The organism is Microbacterium enclense, from assembly GCF_004022425.1.
Classification (GTDB): domain Bacteria; phylum Actinomycetota; class Actinomycetes; order Actinomycetales; family Microbacteriaceae; genus Microbacterium; species Microbacterium enclense_A.
In genome coordinates this window covers 25857-42887 of the sequence record NZ_RBZY01000003.1, presented here as the reverse complement: position 1 = coordinate 42887, position 17031 = coordinate 25857, and the positions used below count along the sequence as shown (strand labels likewise).

The following is a 17031-nucleotide window of genomic DNA, read 5'->3' as shown; positions in this document are numbered from 1 at the left end:
CAGCCCTCGACCCCGGAAGGAGTAACCATGCCAACCTTCAGCAACCCCGTACAGGACGCCACGGAGACGCGCCAGGCGGTGCGGGCGCTCGCTCATGCGAGCCGCGCCTTCGCCGATCCCGCGGACACCTATCAGGTGGTCGGCGAGCTGCTGGGGACGCTCCGCTCCCTGGAGCAAGTGCTGGAGCAGGTCGCGGCGGCGCATGTTCTGCACCAAGACAAGGCATTCCTCGACAACGGCGACCACGAGGCCGGGGTTGACGAGGCTTGGGCCGCCGCCAACGCACTGCGCAGGGCCGCAGAACTCGTCCAGTCAGCCGAGACCGCCGTCGATCAGGCGTCGCAGCATTCGAGCTACATCGCGTGGCACCCGGCACCTGTCGCCAGTCGACTTGAGTTGGACCCATTCTCCCGCGACCCGTTCGAGGCACCCCCGGTCAGCTCCCGGCGAGGACTATCACTATGAGCCACGGCGACCGCGAGCGCCTGCACACCGCGGTCCTGCTCGACCCGGCGGGCGAGCGCCGCGCCGCGCGGAAGGCGCGACGGCGAGCGGCGAGCAAGATCGAGACCGCCGACCGCAAGGCCGAGCAGGAGCGGGCGCGGGCGACATGGGAGGCGGAACGCGAGGCAAGGCGGGCGACGACCTACCTGCCACCGTCCGGCGAGGCGAGGCCCGCAGCTCTCCGCACGCCCGGCCGGTTCCGGCTGCCGCGCCACCAGGACACAAGCGCGACGTTGGCAGGGGCGTATCCGTTCCTCGCCGAGGGCGGGCTCGGCTCCGCTGGCGTGTTCGTCGGCCAGGATCTCTACAGCGGGGCGTCGTTCGTCTACGACCCGTGGGTGCTCTACGCGCAGGGCATCATCACCGCACCGAACATCGTGCTCGCGGGAATCGTCGGCTCCGGCAAGTCCTCGCTCGCCAAGAGCCTCTACACGCGCTCCATCCCATTCGGTCGGCGGGTATATGTCCCCGGCGATCCGAAAGGCGAGCACACGGCCGTCGCCGAAGCGGTCGGCGGACGGGCGATCATGCTGGGGCACGGGATGTCTACGCGGCTGAATCCCCTCGATGAAGGGCACCGGCCTTCGGGCCTCAGCGATGCCGAGTGGCAGAGCCAGGTCACCTCCCGACGACGCGACCTGATCGGCGCGCTCGCCGAGACCGTCCTCGACCGCGGCCTCACCCCACTGGAGCACACAGCCGTCGACATCGCGCTCGCCGATGCGGTGCGCTCGGCCGAGGTGCCGATCCTTCCGATGGTGGTCGACCGCATCCTCGCTCCGAACGCTGAGAACTACGACGGCCGGCTCGCCGAGGACGGCCGACTCGTCGGACACGCGCTACGGAGACTCGTGGCCGGTGACTTGGCGGGACTGTTCGACGGCCCGAGCACCGTGCGCTTCGACCCGTCGCTGCCGATGGTGTCGCTAGACCTGTCGCGGGTGGCGGAGAACTCGACGCTCATCTCCGTGCTCATGACGTGTTCGTCGGCGTGGATGGAATCGGCACTGCTCGACCCGGCGGGCGGCCCGAGGTGGGTCGTGTACGACGAGGCGTGGCGGCTCATGTCGCATCCGGCGCTGCTGCGCCGGATGGATGCACAGTGGCGGCTCGCGCGGCACTACGGCATCGCCAACCTGCTCATTTTCCACAAGCTCAGCGACCTCGACAACGTAGGCGACCAGGGCTCGGCGATGCGCGCACTCGCCTCGTCCCTGCTCGCCAACGCCGAGACACGGGTGATCTACAGGCAGGAGAGCGATCAGCTCGGAGCGACTGCGCAGGCCCTCGGACTCACCGGGACTGAGCAGGGATTGCTGCCCGGCCTCGGCACCGGGCAGGGGCTCTGGAGGATCAAGAACCGCTCGTTCGTCGTCCAGCACCAGCTCCATCCTGCCGAACTTGCGATGTACGAGACAGGTCAGAAGGCCAGAGGAGCGTGAAATGTCCATCACCCTTGCGCGGCGACGCCGCGCTCGATCAGAGAGTGCCGAGCAGGGGGGCTCAGCCAACGTGCCGCCCGTGCTGCCGGTCGTGACGATGACCGTGCAGGCGGACGCGACGCTGCGCGTCGTGGTCGACGGGGAGCCGTTCGGTCCGCCGACGTTCGCCCCGCCGTGGCAGCGGCACTCCTTCGCGCAGATCATCAGCGAGGTCGTCGAGCAACGCGACTCCCCCGTGCGCGTCGTCGTGCACGAACTCGATGGCACCGTCTACACGGACATCATGACCGCTCCACTCCACCCCGTGTCCCTCGACCAGTCCCCGCCCGCAGGTCCGCGGGCCTCGGTCGAGGATGGCGACTCCGCGCGGGATGCGACGGAGCCTTCGCACCCGTGCGCACTCCAGAATGGCGAGGGCTTCGTGCCGGGCGAGGATGTGGCCGTAGCGGTCATCGTCTGGCACGCCGAGGCAAGCGGCGACGGAGCGGCAAGGGCTCAGATCGATCCGGGTCTGCTCGATCTGAGCCCCACGCACGAGGTCATCCTGCTCGGCCGCGTCTCGGGCACCTGCGTCATCGGACACCCGGCATGACCAGTTCGTCACCGCGAGCCAGGGCGTTCGGCGACGAACTGACCAACGTCGCCCTCGGCGCGTTCATCGGTGCGATGCTGCTGGCCGGTGCGCTGCGCTTGGCCGGGAGCATCGCCGCGTTCGTCACGGGTGCGCCCCAACCTGCGGCAGGTCTCGAAGCGGGAGTCGGCGTGGTCTTCCACGCCGATGACCCCGGCTCGGCACTCGGCTCCGCGTCGCTCAGCCCGGTCGCCTACTGGATCACCGTCGCACTCCTGCTCACTGCCATCGGAACCGCGACGTGGTTCATCTGGCGATGGGTGCGCGAGCTGGGCAAGCGGACCAAGGCCGACCCGAACCGGATCGAGGGAATCGCCGAGGGGCGCGATGTGCAGCGGGCCGCATCCGAACGCGACCTCCTGCGTCGAGCGAAGACCCTGCGCCCCTCGCTCACCGATCCGAAACCCGAGCAGGTCGGCTACCTCCTCGGCACCTCGCGCGGCAAGCGCGTGTGGACATCCGTGGAGGACTCGATCCTGTTGATCGGCCCGCCGAGATCCGGCAAGGGCGCGAACATCGTCATCAACACCATCCTCGACGCGCCCGGTGCGGTCATCACGACCTCGACCCGGCCGGACAACCTCACGGCGACGCTCCGCGCCCGCCAGTCGCACGGCGGCCCAGTCTCCGTGTTCGATCCCCAGCACCTCGCCGAGGGCGTGCCCGCGGGTCTGCGGTGGTCACCGATCCGCGGGTGCGAGGTGCCCCTGACCGCGATGATCCGCGGCACAGGTCTCGCCGCGGGAACCGGGCTCTCCGGCCCCTCCGTTGAGAACGGCGGATTCTGGGAGGGCAAGACGCGCACGGCGCTACAGGCGCTTCTGCACGCCGCGGCTCTCGATCACCGGCAACCCGCCGAGCTGTTCCGCTGGACGCTCGACCCTGCGGCTGCGGCGGATGCCGTCTCCATTCTCGCGTCGCACCCCCACGCCGCGACCGGATGGGCCGAGTCGCTCGACGGGATGCTGCAATCCGACCCTCGCACCCGCGACTCCATTTGGCAGGGCGTCTCGCTCTCCCTCGCCTCGCTCGCCGACCCACGGGTGCTGGAGGCGGTCAGCCCCAGCGAGGACGAGCAGTTCGACCCCGAGACGTTCCTGCGCGGGTCCGGCACGCTTTACCTGCTGGCGACAGGAGCTGGAGCGGGGGCGTCCTCGTCACTCGTCGCGGCGCTCATCGAAGACCTCGTAGAGACGGCCCGGCGCATCGCCGCGCGCTCGCCGGGCGCGCGGCTCGATCCGCCTGTGCTGCTCGCGCTCGACGAGATCGGGAACCTCGCGCCTCTGCCTTCGCTTCCGGTCCTCATGGCGGAGGGCGGCGGCACCGGGCTCACGGTGATGCCCGTGTTCCAGTCGCTCGCCCAGGCGCGAGGTCGTTGGGGCGACGACGCCGCGACCGCGATGTGGGATGCGAGCATCACCAAGATCGTGCTCGGCGGCGGGACGGACACACGGCACCTCCAGGACATCTCCACACTGATCGGCGAACGCGACGAGACGACGGACTCTGTGACCATCGGGGAGCGCGGCTTGCGCTCGAATCAACGCTCGATCCGCCGCGTCCCGATCATGAAGGTCGAAGACATCCGCACCCTGCCCCAGGGCACCTCGCTCGTGTTGCTGCGCTCCGCGCCGCCGATCATCACGACTATGCGTTACTGGCTCCATCGGCCGGATGCCGAGACGCTGCTCGCACAGCGCGCCGAGGTCGAGACGCTCATGCAGCCGGGCACCGCACGGATAAGTGAGGCAACAGTCATCGACGACTGACTCAACTTCGCGTGAGCGCCAGATCGGCGCCCACCGCGGACGCTAGATCGGCCAGTCTTTGTGCAGTTCCGAGCCGATACCAAGGGAGTCCAGGTCCGCGGTAACGGCAAGCCACAAGTCATTGAAGATCTGGTCGGCGTCGCCTGTCCAGTCGTTTGGAATCGGGGTCGGCGAATCGACGGTGTACGAGACGACGTATCCCGGAGCCGAGTAGTCGTCCCAAGTCAGCGAGACGTTGAGCCTCGCGTTCTCCAGTTTCACGTCGTCATCACCGTCACCGAATCTGTCGGCGACGTACTCATAGTCGTATGAGAACTGGTAGGAGTCATCCTGCTTCATCGAACGCAGGTACTCGTCTTCATCCTCGAACTCTTCGCCGGTCGAGTTGTTCACGAACGACACTGGACGACCTACCTCTCGCGTTCTCTGCCCAGGCGACGCTCGCCTCTCAGCCATGTCATCACAGTAGCCGGGGGCGCGGACGGTCGACCCTGCGCACCTATCGGGTAGCAATCCTCTCTCGGCAGGAGAAGTTAGGAGCATCCCGATGCGAACCAAAGAGTCCCTGTGGGGCTTCTTCGCCAGCGACCCGCAGTTGTCCTTCAACGAGGACGGTGAGGCGCGGCTGTTCGCCTGGATCGGTCAAGAGCAGTTCGAGCGCAACCCGGACGGCTCGTTCACCCAGGGCGAGACGAAGTTCTACCCGTTCAAGATGTTCCGGCGCAGCGCGGAGCACGCTTACGAGAAGTTCGCGCGCGGCGACAACTTCGTGGCCAGCGGCCACGTCCAGAAGTTCAGCTATGAGAAGAATAGTGAGACAGTCAGCGGCGAGGAGTTCATCGCCACGCACATTGGCCCCGACGCCGCCCGCACGAGCTACGCCATCGACCGTGGCCGGTCGCGGTCGCAGCAGGTCGAGAGCGCGCCCATCGAAGCGCCCGACCCGACCCTCCCGCAGCAGCCGTCGCCCCGTCCGATGACACTGTGAGGCCGCGTCATGACCACCGAGACGACGCTGTTCCCGCCGGACGATCCCGACTTCGACGTGCCGCCGCTCGAAGAACCGGAGCCGGAGCCGGTGGCTCCTTCGCCGAGGCCGGCCAAGGAGGCGGACCCCGAGACGGAGGATGCGCCCGAGCCGCCGCGCCCGGTGAACTGGAACATCCTGACCGCGGCCGAGGCGCAGGTGGAGTGGTTGGAGCTGAACGCCTTCGTGAACTGGCTGCGCCGCGAGTTCGGGCTGAGCGTGAATGTCGTGCCGCCGTACTGGCACCGGCACCCGGATCTGGTGTGGCCGCTGTCGGCGTTGCGCCAGCACTACCTGAATGCCTACGACAAGAAGCAGCACGGCTCGGCACCGTTCGGCTGGTGGCGAGACTTCTGGGCTTTCATGCCGCAGCTCCGGGACGCGGTGACCGCGTGCGGGACGAAGCTCAACACGGATCGCCCGACACGGCAGGCCGTGTGGCCGGGCGAAGACGACCTGCCCCCGGTCACGGAGACGATCATTCCCAACCGGGACGCCGACTTCACGCAGTTCGTCAAGGAGGACGTGGCACGCAGGCAGGCCATCGAGGACGAGTTCTACGCCCGCCTCGCGGCGGAGCAGTAGGGCGCGGGCGGTGACTGCGAATGGCGCGGCAGCGATCCCGGAAGCCCTGGCCGGGGCAACTGGAGTTCGATCTGTGGGGGCTCGACGAGCCCGCGGCCGACGCCGCGCTCACCGCGGCTCGGGAGGCTACGGCAGGCGATGAACAAGTACGGGCAGATGGCGCTGTCGCATTGGCAGGCGACGGCCCCGAGCCGGGTGGCGGAGATGAGCGATCCGGCGGCGTTCTTCGAGGCGCTGGGCCTGGAGATGGAGGCGCAGGTGACGAACCTCGCGTCAATGCTGGCGGGGAGCGACCGTCGGGGGGAGACTTTCTTGCAGAAGGTCGCCCGGCTGACGGTGGCCCGGAAGCAGGCGGAGGAGGTCGTGATGTCGCAACTGGCGTGGATCACCGACCCGAGCCTGCCGCTGGATCAAGCACGGGAGGAGTGGGAGCAGACCCGTCCGTCCGACGAGAACCTGATCCTCTGGGCGGAGCGGATGCAGGACTGCCCGGATTCGATGCCCTCCTCGGTGGAACTAGAGGAACTGGCGACGAACTGGGCGCTCAGCGTCGAGTTCCTGCTGGAGCTCGTGGCTACGGAGCCCCCGCGAGAGTACATGCGGGCGAATCAGGCGACGCTCGCCGAGGCGGCGACGATCCGCTTCTTCCGCGAGCTGCGGTAGCGCCTCGCTTCGTCCCCGCCTCGCAGGACGACCTCGGGCCGTCAGGCGCGAAAGCACGCTATCGGGCGAACGTGGAGGCGATCCAGCTCGTCCACGATCTGAACTCGACGGGTCGCCCCGCCTCCCCGGAGGGCCAGCGCGTGCTCGCCCGCTGGTCGAGCTGGGGCGCGATCCCCGAGGTCTTCGATGACCTGAAGCCCGAGTGGGATGCCGAGCGCGCCGAACTGCGCGAGCTGCTGGACGACGACGAGTGGGAGGCCGCAGAGCGCACGACGATCAACGCGCACTACACCGACCCGATGATCGCGCGGCAGGTGTGGAGACTGCTGGATGGTCTGGGGTTCCGCGGTGGAGCGGTGCTGGAGCCCGGTTCCGGCTCAGGCACGTTCATCGGCCTCGCGCCCGAGTCAGCGCAGATGACAGGGGTGGAACTCGACCCGCTGACTGCGGCGATCTCCGCTGCGGTGTATCCGCACGCCACCGTGCGCGCCGAGTCCTTCGCCGACACCCGGCTGCCGGAAGGTCACTTCGATGCGGCCGTCGGCAACGTGCCGTTCAGCAGCGTCACGCTGCACGACCCTGTGCACAACGCCACCCGGCAGTCGATGCACAACCACTTCATCATCAAGTCGCTGCGGCTGACCCGGCCCGGTGGCCTTGTCGCGGTGCTGACCTCGCACTTCACGATGGACGCGCAGAACCCCGGCGCTCGGCGCGAGATGAACGAGCTGGCCGACCTCGTGGGCGCGATCCGCCTGCCGACCGGCGCACACCGTCGCGCCGCGGGCACGGAGGTCGTGACCGACCTGCTCGTGTTCCGGCGTCGTCTGCGTGGCGAGCAGATGCGGGACGACGCCTGGGAGACGGTCGTGCGGGTGCCCATCGACGGCGTGCCGATGCGGATCAACCGCTACTTCGATGAGCACCCGGAGCAGATGCTCGGGGATGTTGGAGTCGGGCACGGGATGTACGACGCGAACACGCTCACCATCACGACCGACCTGGGTGGACTGGAGACAGAACTCGCGGTCGCCGTCGACCAGCTCGTGTTCTCCGCGCGGCGGGCGGGCCTCACGATAACGGAACGCACCGCGGAGCAGCAGGCACGCCGGGTCGCGTTCACGCCGTCGGCCCCGGAGCTGTGGGACGGCAGCATCGTGGCGAGCGAGAGCGGCGACTTCCACACCGTGGTCTCGGGCAGCCTAGAGCCCCTCGCCGTCCCGAGATCCGCCGCACGCGAGCTGCGCGCGCTGCTGCGGCTGCGCGACAGCGCTTCCCGCCTGCTCACCGCGGAAGCGGCGAGCATGGACGACACCCCCGACATCGTGCTCATCCGCACGACCCTGCGGCGCGACTACCTGAAGTACGTCGGCACCTACGGGGCGCTCAACCGCTACACACTCCGCCCCACCGGGCGCGCGAACGAAGACGGCGAGGAGACCTTCGCCCGCATCGTACCGACCCCGATCCGGCTGCTGCGCTCGGACCCGTTCGGCCCGCTCGTGCTCGCGCTGGAGCAGTTCGATGACGAGGATCAGTCCGCGTCGCCCGCCGCGATCATGAGCCACCGCGTGGTCGTGCCGCGCGCCGAGGTACAGGGCGTCGACAGCCCCGCCGACGCCATCGCCGTCAGCCTCGACCGAACCGGCGGGATCGACCTGCCCCTCATCGCCGACCTGCTCGGGATGAACGACCACGACGCGCGCGAGGCGCTGGGAACGCTCGTGTTCACCGACCCGGCGAGCGATCTGCTCGTCCACGCACCCGAATACTTGTCAGGTGATGTGCGGGTCAAGCTCGAAGCCGCTCGCCAACGCGCCGAGCAAGACCCGGCGTTCCAGCTCAACGTGGATGCGCTCGCTGAGGTGCTGCCCGCGCCGCTCGGCATCCAGGACATCCACGCCAAGCTCGGGGCGGTCTGGATCAGCGCCGACGTGCACGAGCAGTTCCTCCGCAGCATCCTGCGCGCGCAGGACGTGCGAGTGGAGAACCCGCTGCCAGGCATGTGGGAGATTCGCGGCGGACGGCAGGGCCTCCCCTCCACCTCCGAGTGGGGCACCCCGCGGCGTCCCGCGCCGGACATCGCGCAGGCCGTGATGGAACAGCGCACGATGCTCGTCTACGACGAGGAGAAGGACATAGACGGCAAGGTGCGTCGCATCCTCAATCCCGTCGAGACCGCCGCTGCGCAAGAGAAGGCCGACGCGCTTCAAGAGCGGTTCGGCGAGTGGGTGTGGGAAGACCCCGACCGCGCGCAGGCACTCGTGGACGAGTACAACCGGCGCTTCAACTCCATCGTGCTCCGCGACTACACGAACGCCGGGACGTACCTCTCGCTGCCGGGCCTCGCGGCCACCTTCGAGCCGCGCACGCACCAGCGCGCCGCCGTCGCCCGCATGGTGTCCGAGCCTGCGGCGGGCCTGTTCCACGAGGTCGGCGCAGGCAAGACTGCGGAGATGATTATGGGCGCGATGGAGATGCGCCGCATGGGACTCATCAGCAAGCCCGTCGTCGTCGTGCCGAACCACATGCTGGAGCAGTTCGGCCGCGAGTGGCTCCAGGTCTACCCGCGTGCCCGCGTGCTCGCCGCATCGAGCCTCGACCTCACCGCCGACAAGCGGCGGCTGTTCGTCGCGCGGGCGGCAGCGAACGAGTGGGACGCCATCATCGTCACGCAGGGGGCGTTTGCCAAGATCCCGCTGCGCGCGGAGACACAGCAGCAGTACATCCGCGGGCAGGTGGACGACGTGCGGCGCGTGCTGGACGACGCGACCGGCGAGCAGCGGATGAGCGTCAAGCGCATCCAGCGCAAGCTCCTGGCGATGGAGAACAAGCTCAAGGGTCGGCTCGACTCCGACCGCGACCGCGGCGTCTGCTTCGAGGACACCGGCATCGACTACGTCATCGTCGACGAGATGCACATGTACAAGAACCTCGCCACGGAGTCGAACATCCGCGACGCCGCCATCGAGGGCTCGGATCGCGCGAGCGACCTTCACATGAAGCTCGAATACCTCCGCTCCGCCGGGCGCGAGCGGGTCGTCACCGCGGCGACGGCGACACCCATCTCGAACTCGATCACCGAGACCTATGTGATGCAGCGGTACCTGCGGCCCGACGTGCTGGAGTCCGCGGGCGTCGGCGCATTCGATGCGTGGGCGGCAACATTCGGCGAGCTGGTCACGCAGATGGAGATCTCGCCGACCGGCAGCACGTTCCGCATGAAGACCCGGTTCGCGCGTTTCCAGAACGGGCAGGAACTGCTGCGGATGTGGTCGGTGTTCGCCGACGTGAAGACCGCCGACGACCTGGACCTGCCCGTGCCCGCGCTCGTGCAGCGCGACGACGGCAGCCGCGCGCCCTCCACCGTGCCGGTGCAGCCGACCGTCGAGCTGGAGCAGTACGTCGCCTCCCTCGCCGAGCGCGCAGAGAAGGTCGCCACCCGCCAGGTGCGCCCCGACGAGGACAACATGCTCCTGATCGCCACCGACGGGCGCAAGGCCGCGCTCGACATCCGCATGGTCATCCCCCGCGACCCGTCCGGGCCGAGCAAGGTCGACGTCGCCGCCGACGCGATCCACCGCATCTGGGAGCGCACTCGCGACAACGAATACCTCGACACGCTGACCGGGCAGCCCTCCACGGTGCGCGGCTCGCTCCAGCTCGTGTTCTCCGATATCGGCACCCCGAACCAGGACAGGTGGAACGCCTACGACGAGCTGCGGCAGCAGCTCGTGCAGCGCGGCATCCCCGCCGAGCAGGTCAGATACATGCACGAGGCGAAGACCGACGTGGAGAAGGCCCGCCTGTTCGCCGCCGCCCGCGCCGGCCACGTCGCCGTGCTCCTCGGATCGACGGAGAAGATGGGCGTCGGCACCAACGTCCAGGCCCGCGCCATCGCACTGCACCACCTGGACTGCCCGTGGCGACCCTCCGACATCGCCCAGCGCGACGGTCGCATCATGCGGCAGGGCAACCAGAACGAGGAAGTGGCGATCGTCCGCTATGTCACCGAGCGATCCTTCGACTCCTACATGTGGCAGACCGTCGAGCGGAAGGCCGCGTCGTTCGCGCAGCTCCTGCGCGGCAAGATCAACGCCCGAGAGATCGAGGAGATCGACACCTCCGCGCTGTCCGCAGCAGAGGCCAAGGCAATCGCCTCCGGCAATCCGCTCCTGCTGGAGCACTCCGTCATCCTGAACGAGGTGAACCGGCTGCGCCGCCTCCAGCGCGCGCACGAGCGCAACGAGGACATGCTCGTCCACACCGGAAACCGCGCCCGGTCAGTCGCCGAGCGCGCCGCCGCGGACATTCGCGGGCTGGAAGCCGCTGCCCCACGGATGATCGACACGAGCGGCGACAGGTTCCGCATCACACTCGGCACGCGCGACTACGACTCCCGCTCCGAAGCCGCCCACGCCCTCGCCGCATGGATGGGCGACTCCGGGCTGAAGTGGCTGCCGCGGTACGGGCACAAGGATTTCGGAATCATCGGCCGCATCTCAGGCTTCGACATCCACGTCGAGGCCCGCTCCGGGCTCGCCGCCCTCGATGTGACCGTCTCCCTGCCCGAGGTGCCCCGCTCGGGATTCACGCTGCCGAAGGAGTCGTTCCTGGACGCCGGGCTCGGGCTTGTGCAGCGGATCGAGAACCGCGTCAGCGGCATCCCCTCGCTTCTCGACCAGGCCCGCGAAGACCTGGAAGAAGCCGAGCAGACCGTCGCCGACACCCAGCAGCGCCTCGGCCAGCCCTTCCGCCACGCTCAGACCCTTGCCGAAGCGGAGGAAGACCTCGCCCGCGTCGAGTCCCAGCTCGCCGCGATGCAGGACGAGCCACGCCCCGAGCCCGCCGCGCCGGAATCAGAACGAGTCGAACTGACCATCGAGGCTGTGCGCGCCTACGAGCCGAACCTGGGGTCGCGGGAGGGCACGGGTCGTGAGCACGCGGCCCCGTTCGTCCCCGCGACGCCTCCGGCCGCGCCGCCGGGCAACGCCCCGCGGCTGTAGCTCAGCGGCACTCCGGGCCGAGCCCGTCGACGATCGTGGCGGGGTCGGCGATGATCTGCTCGCAGCGCAGGCAGCGCGCGCCGCGAAAGATCACCTCCGGTTCGCCGTGGATGCCGTGTTCGGGCTCGACCTCGTAGAGGTCCGCGTGTGCGGCGAACAGGCGCGGGTGGTTCTTGGCGATGGCGGCGTGGAATTGCGCGGGCGTGGTCGGCGGGTTGAGCTGACGCTCGACGAACAGGTCGATCACCGTCGAGTAGGCATCGCGAGTGAGCCGCGCGGCGAGGAACAGATCGGGGTTCACCGCCGAGATGCCGACGCTAGCAAGATCGTCCAGCCCGTAGTCGTCCACATCCTCGGTGACCAGGAACCGCGCGCCCGCGGACGCAGCATCGGCAAGTATCTGCCGATCCGCGCCCTTCGTGCCTCCGAAGCGTTCCGCACCTGTGCCGGTCGGCCCGAGCAAGACGTCGAATCGCTCCCGGACACTCGACGGCGGCAACGCCCTCGGGCGCATGTGCACCTGAGCCTCCCGCTCGGCAGCCCGGCTCCAGAAGGCGCGGAAGCCGCTCGGCACCCCGCCGACGACCAGCAGAGTCCGAGTGACGGGCTTAGCGATGATGTTCGCGTCCAGGAGAACGCGCGTCAGCTCACTGATCGCCGAAGAGGTCGTCACGGAGTTCATCGCGCGTCAGCTCCACGAGGTCGCCCATCGTCTTGCGCCAGTACCGCTCGAACTCCTCGTAGGGGATGCGATTGCGATTGCCGACCTTGACCGCGCGAATCTCCCCCGCCTTGATCTTCCGCGAGATGGTGGGACGAGACACGCCCATCGCGTCCGCGACCTGCTCGGGGGTCATCATGCGGCGCTTCGCCGTCAGCGTCACCGTCTCCCCATCGGCTGCCGCCTGCTGCACATACGCTGCGACCTGCTCCAGCCAAGCCGGGCGCGCCCCGGCGCTGGAACGCACATCCTCCGGGTTGATCGTCAAGCTCGTCATGGTCATGACCCCATCCTACCTCCGCCTGCACACTCTGGACAATACAAGTGTTCATACGGCATCCCCTTCTTCAGCCTTACAGTTCATGCGTCGATGCCCGCGAACGCCTCGTCGAGCGCGTCAGCCGCAACCTCGACGATGAGGTCGGGACGCTTCGCGTAGTGCCCTTCCGTGATGTCCGTACTGCTGTGCCCGAGCAGGTCGCGTGCGACCTCGACGCCTGCCGTGTCCGATACCGCGGCAGCGACCGCCTTGCGGAGGCTGCGGAAGGTGAGATGCTCGGCGTCGACCCCGATAGCCAGCAGTTCCGGCTCGAACTCGCGGCGGAACATCCTGAGCAACTCGCCGACGGCGCTGGGATCGCGCGGACGGCCGCGCTCGGTCGTGAACAGCACGTCGTCTGGATTCCGTTCGGGGTCGGGAACGTGGCTCGCCACGAGTTCGCTCAGTACCTTCGCCGCGAACTTCGGCACGCGAACCCAACGCTTCTGCCGCTCCGCCTTGGGTGAGTCCTGGCGGAACAGGCCGCGGGACTTGGTGCGAACCATCGTCCCGCCGACCCAGACGAGCGCCTCCATCGTGAGGCTTCCATCCGGTTGTTCCACCGCCTCGAACCGCACGTCCTGGAACCGGATCGCAATCGGTTCCGCGGTCCGCTCGGAGGTGCCGAGCGTGATGAGGATGTAGTCGGCGAGCAGCTTGTAGTTGGGCCGTCGGCCCACTGGATACCGCTTCCGGTGCCGCTCGGGCCACACCTCGCGGATGAGGTGGAGGATGTACTTGACCTGCACCGCGTCGAGTTCGAAGTACACCGTGTCCGGCTCGTCCGCTCGCCTGGTCGCGCGGATCGGGTTCGCCACGACGACCGCCCCGTACCGTGTGTTCTGGATCGACCCGGCAGCCGAGAAATGCCCCTGCTGGATCGCCCAGTCGAACATGAGCGACATCACGTTCCGAACCTTGTTCGCGGTCGTCACCGACTTCTCCCGTGCGATGTCCATAAGCAGCCCATCAGCACGGTCGGCAGTGATGTCGGCGATGGGGATGGCCCCAGCGCGCGGGATGACATGCGCGCGCACCACCGAGGCGTAGCCATCGACGGTCTGCTCGCGGCGCTGGCGCAGCACCCGAGGATCATCGTCGTGGTACGCCGTCTTCAGCCACGTCATCGCCAGCTCAGCGACGGTCATGAGCTGTGTTCGTCGCGCCAGGACTCGACCGACGGCGACATCAGCCGCTTCCTGCAACGCGGTCAGAGCCTCAGCCTCTGTCGCTCCGCTGCCGCTGGGACGACGCTCTTGCCCGTTGCCGTCATAGACTCGCGCTCGCGCGATGACCAGGCCGTTCGGCTCGACGGTGTAGGTCACTTTGCCGAGTTCGCCGAGCGCGCGCTTCGGCCGCGCCATCAGTCGCCCGCCCTATCCGTCGGGGCCACGATCCGCCGCGCGATGAACGCCTCGACATCCTCATCGCGGTAGCGGACGTTGTGCGACGAGAGTGCGACGAACGGCAACCCGAGACCTCGGCTGCGCGCACGCTCTGTCCGCCAGTCAGCGAGCGTCCTGATCGGGATGCCCGTGTACTCCGCAAGCTCCTGCGGAGTCCAGAGGCGGGGGCGGTCGTCGCTCATACCAATGAGGTAGGCGGCACCACCCGCAGACCTCCAGCGACCCCCGTAGGACGGCCGAGTATCGAGTAAACGGACGGGTTCTCGGACAGCCGCAGCAGCGACCCCACTCATGCTCACCATTGCACTTCCCTGTGTTTGCAGGGAAGTGTGAGCCTGCGGAACCCCCTCCGGTTCTCAGATCCTCAAGCCGAGCTGTACTTCGGGGTCTGATCGCCCGATCATCCACGACCAGCCCGCTCCCGCCGTTTCGCGGGGGCGGGCTTCGTCGTTCCGCGGCGCACTGTAGACGATGACGCGTCCGGAGGGGAGGCCCGATCGAGATCCGGGCCCGTGCGGCAGAGTGATCGTGACGATGAAAGGGGCCATCGTGAGCGACTACCGAGTCGATCCGGACCGTGTGATCGGGGTGCTGGCGGGGGTGGACGACGCCGGGGCGGGCATTTCCCAGGCGATCGACGACATGGACGCCCTGGCGTTGGAAGGGCAGAGCCTCGTCGCCGACGGACGCCGCACTCTCGCAAGTGCGTGGAGCGACCTGCTCGATGAACGACGGTACGTGCCCGGGAAACTGGCGCACATCGTTGCCGCTGCCGCGTCCTCGGTGAGCGAGGCGACCACGGCCGTCGTCACCGGCGACGTCGACATGTCGGTCACGACGGCGGAGGCGGAGTCGCGGGCCATGGACGAGTGGGGCATCGATTCCTCCGTCGCCTACGGGCAGGGGTACTGATGGGGAGCCCCAGTGTCGACGATCTCCCCCAGGTGGTGGATCCCGCTGTGCTCACGGGTCTCGGCGAGCGTCTCGTGGCCATCGCCAACGGGACGCAGACATCGATGTCCGACGTGCAGAACCGCTGGGTGGTTCTCGGCGACACGGAGGTCTTCCACGTCACGGGTGCGGAGGCGGTGCCTCGCATGCTCGACCGACCTGTGGCGGACGCGCGGAGCTTCTCCGAGGCGCTCATCGAGGCGCGAAACACGCTGTGGGAGTCCGGGTCTTCGGAATTCCCCGACCTGAAGCAGCGCCGCGAGGAGCTGGCATCCCGGATTCCGTCCGTGGTCGCCGCGTACGATGCGGCGGCCGACGCCTCCGTTCGCGCGAACGCCACGTATCGCTCGACGCGAGGGTCCGACGTGGATGCCTCGGTTGCCGCGGACGCATCGCTGGCACGCCTGAACGCGTCGACGACGCTGAACTCCGCCGAGAGCGCCCTCGACACGCTGCAGGCCGACATCGACCGTTTCCGACGCGACGTCGAGGATGCCGAGGACCGGCTCGCGTCGCGTCTGCGGAACGTCTCCGGCGGCACCGAGGTGATCGGGGCCGGGGGCGAGCCCTCCCGTGTCTCGCAACTGTTCTGGGGATTCTCCGAATCCGCGTACCCGGGCGCGCCCTCTGCCGCATCCGTCCAGCGCTCGCTGTCGGAGCAGCTGACGTACGACCTGGGTCGCGCGGCGGAGCGGCGAATCGATTGGCTCGCCACCGCCGGTGAGGACGATGCCCAACAGTGGCTCGACGCGCACCCTGATTTCGTGCAATCCGTCGCCTTCGTGGACCCGCAACGCGCGGGCGATCTGTTCGCCGACCTCGCCGCGTCTTCGGCCGCGGCGCCCAACGGCGGATGGAACACGGGTCCGCTCGGCCAATTGCTCGCGCTCGCCCCGCTCGCGGTCGGGAATCTCAACGGAATCCCCGTCGCGCAGCGGGGCATGTTCAACCGCGCGGGTCTCGCGAACGCCCTCGCGCAGGGCGACACCGACGAGGAGACGCGAACGCGCCTGGAGGACCTCCAGGCCGTGCTCGAGCGACGCGGGCGCGACGGATCGTCCCCTGCACTGCTCAGCTTCTTCCTGGACTCCGATGGTTCGCCGCGTGCGAATCTCGCGTTCGGCGACATCGAGACCGCGGACCAGGTGACGACCCTGACGCACGGCATCCGTACCGATCTCGGGTCGGTCGTCGAATGGTCCCACGCGGGCGCCAACCTCCAGTCGGCTCTGACGACAGAGCTGACGAGAACCGGTAGCGACGCGACGACGGCGGTCGTTCTCGTCATGGACTGGGATTCCGGTGGCGTCCCCCAGGTCCTGAACATCGACCGGCCGGATGCGGGCGCCGCGCGCCTGTCGGAGACGCTCAAGGGGATCCGGGCCGTCAACCCCTCAGCGCAGATCGACGCGGGGGCGCACTCGCTGGGGACGACGATGACGGGTCAGGCGATCGCCGACAACCCTGGCCTGGTGTCGCACGTCTGGTTCTTCGGGTCGGCCGGTGTCACCGAGCAGACGGGCGACGCCCTTGCCGATCAGATCGGTTCGGGTCAGACCTCGGTCAATGCGACCCATGCCGACGCCGACTCGATCGCCGAGTGGGGACGCAAGGGGTGGCTCGGGAGCGCACACCCCGAGGATCCGCGCGAGGTACCGGGCGTGTCCTCATTCAGTTCGAACGGGGGCGTCGTGCCCGGGTTCGGCTCGGCGCAGGGCGAGTTCGGCGAGGGCACCGACAGTCACGACACGGCGAACAGCGAGAAGGACGTGCTCGTCGGTTGGACCGTGGGACCCGGCGGCGCGCCCATCCCCCGGTACGAGTCGGTGGAACAGACCGGATACCTCGACCCCTCGGCGCAGTCGTTCAAGCAGTTCGTGGTGGGATTGCGCGAAGCACTCGAGACGGCAGGAGCGAACTGATGACCGAACGCCGCAGGCGGCGAACGCCCGTACTTCTCGTGGGCGCTGTGGTCGCCGCGATCGTCTTGACAGGATGTGGAGGTCC

General features: G+C 68.5%; 15 protein-coding genes. 10 read left to right on the top strand and 5 right to left on the bottom strand.

All coding sequences use genetic code 11. The annotated features are described in order from the left end of the window. Positions 1 to 27 precede the first annotated feature (27 nt). From D8Y23_RS01295 to D8Y23_RS01280, 4 genes are read left to right on the top strand one after another with little or no spacing between them, the layout of a single operon-like run. Entirely contained in the window at positions 28 to 465 is a 438-nt protein-coding gene (locus D8Y23_RS01295; protein WP_128216368.1) for a hypothetical protein, read from the top strand. Continuing rightward, positions 462 to 1946: an ATP-binding protein gene (locus D8Y23_RS01290; RefSeq protein WP_128216367.1), complete on the top strand. Its 1485-nt coding sequence runs from the start codon at positions 462 to 464 to the stop codon at positions 1944 to 1946. Before D8Y23_RS01295 ends, D8Y23_RS01290 begins: the two co-directional genes overlap by 4 nt. A 1-nt stretch (position 1947) precedes the next feature. Then, positions 1948 to 2538, top strand: a complete 591-nt coding sequence (locus D8Y23_RS01285) for a hypothetical protein (RefSeq protein WP_240663716.1) — start codon at positions 1948 to 1950, stop codon at positions 2536 to 2538. Further along, positions 2535 to 4346 carry a type IV secretory system conjugative DNA transfer family protein gene (locus D8Y23_RS01280; protein WP_128216366.1) on the top strand — a complete coding sequence of 604 codons (1812 nt, stop codon included), beginning with the start codon at positions 2535 to 2537 and terminating at the stop codon, positions 4344 to 4346. The genes D8Y23_RS01285 and D8Y23_RS01280 overlap by 4 nt, the downstream gene beginning before the upstream one ends. 42 nt (positions 4347 to 4388) lie before the next feature. Here D8Y23_RS01280 and D8Y23_RS01275 read toward each other — a convergent pair whose 3' ends face one another. Next, positions 4389 to 4739 carry a hypothetical protein gene (locus D8Y23_RS01275; RefSeq protein WP_128216365.1) on the bottom strand — a complete coding sequence of 117 codons (351 nt, stop codon included), beginning with the start codon at positions 4737 to 4739 and terminating at the stop codon, positions 4389 to 4391. 154 nt (positions 4740 to 4893) lie between these two features. Between D8Y23_RS01275 and D8Y23_RS01270 the strand changes: the two genes are divergently transcribed. The 4 genes from D8Y23_RS01270 (at position 4894) to D8Y23_RS01255 (ending at position 11627) form a co-directional block, all read left to right on the top strand. Beyond that, positions 4894 to 5334: a single-stranded DNA-binding protein gene (locus tag D8Y23_RS01270; RefSeq protein ID WP_128216364.1), complete on the top strand. Its 441-nt coding sequence runs from the start codon at positions 4894 to 4896 to the stop codon at positions 5332 to 5334. A 9-nt stretch (positions 5335 to 5343) separates the two neighbouring features. After that, positions 5344 to 5958, top strand: coding sequence for a hypothetical protein (locus D8Y23_RS01265; protein ID WP_240663715.1), 615 nt, complete (start codon positions 5344 to 5346; stop codon positions 5956 to 5958). A gap of 138 nt (positions 5959 to 6096) precedes the next feature. After that, a complete protein-coding gene (locus D8Y23_RS01260) occupies positions 6097 to 6621 on the top strand; it encodes a hypothetical protein (protein WP_128216363.1) in 525 nt (174 codons plus the stop codon). Positions 6622 to 6692: 71 nt separating this feature from the next. Next, entirely contained in the window at positions 6693 to 11627 is a 4935-nt protein-coding gene (locus D8Y23_RS01255) for a helicase-related protein (protein WP_205796713.1), read from the top strand. Position 11628: 1 nt separating this feature from the next. Here D8Y23_RS01255 and D8Y23_RS01250 read toward each other — a convergent pair whose 3' ends face one another. The 4 genes from D8Y23_RS01250 to D8Y23_RS01235 all read right to left on the bottom strand — a co-directional run bounded on the left by D8Y23_RS01250 (position 11629) and on the right by D8Y23_RS01235 (position 14255). Next, entirely contained in the window at positions 11629 to 12201 is a 573-nt protein-coding gene (locus D8Y23_RS01250) for a hypothetical protein (protein WP_128216362.1), read from the bottom strand. Between the two features lie 73 nt (positions 12202 to 12274). Beyond that, entirely contained in the window at positions 12275 to 12631 is a 357-nt protein-coding gene (locus D8Y23_RS01245) for a helix-turn-helix domain-containing protein (protein ID WP_100810625.1), read from the bottom strand. Positions 12632 to 12708: 77 nt separating this feature from the next. Further along, positions 12709 to 14031: a site-specific integrase gene (locus tag D8Y23_RS01240; protein ID WP_128216361.1), complete on the bottom strand. Its 1323-nt coding sequence runs from the start codon at positions 14029 to 14031 to the stop codon at positions 12709 to 12711. Then, positions 14031 to 14255: a helix-turn-helix transcriptional regulator gene (locus tag D8Y23_RS01235; protein WP_128216360.1), complete on the bottom strand. Its 225-nt coding sequence runs from the start codon at positions 14253 to 14255 to the stop codon at positions 14031 to 14033. Before D8Y23_RS01235 ends, D8Y23_RS01240 begins: the two co-directional genes overlap by 1 nt. Before the next feature lie 367 nt (positions 14256 to 14622). On the opposite strand from D8Y23_RS01235, the gene D8Y23_RS01230 reads away from it, so the two are divergent. Both D8Y23_RS01230 and D8Y23_RS01225 read left to right on the top strand, forming a co-directional pair. Next, complete coding sequence (locus D8Y23_RS01230) at positions 14623 to 14985, top strand: DUF6507 family protein (protein ID WP_128216359.1); 363 nt, start codon at positions 14623 to 14625, stop codon at positions 14983 to 14985. After that, positions 14985 to 16946, top strand: a complete 1962-nt coding sequence (locus D8Y23_RS01225; RefSeq protein ID WP_128216358.1) for an alpha/beta hydrolase — start codon at positions 14985 to 14987, stop codon at positions 16944 to 16946. Before D8Y23_RS01230 ends, D8Y23_RS01225 begins: the two co-directional genes overlap by 1 nt. Positions 16947 to 17031: the final 85 nt, after the last annotated feature.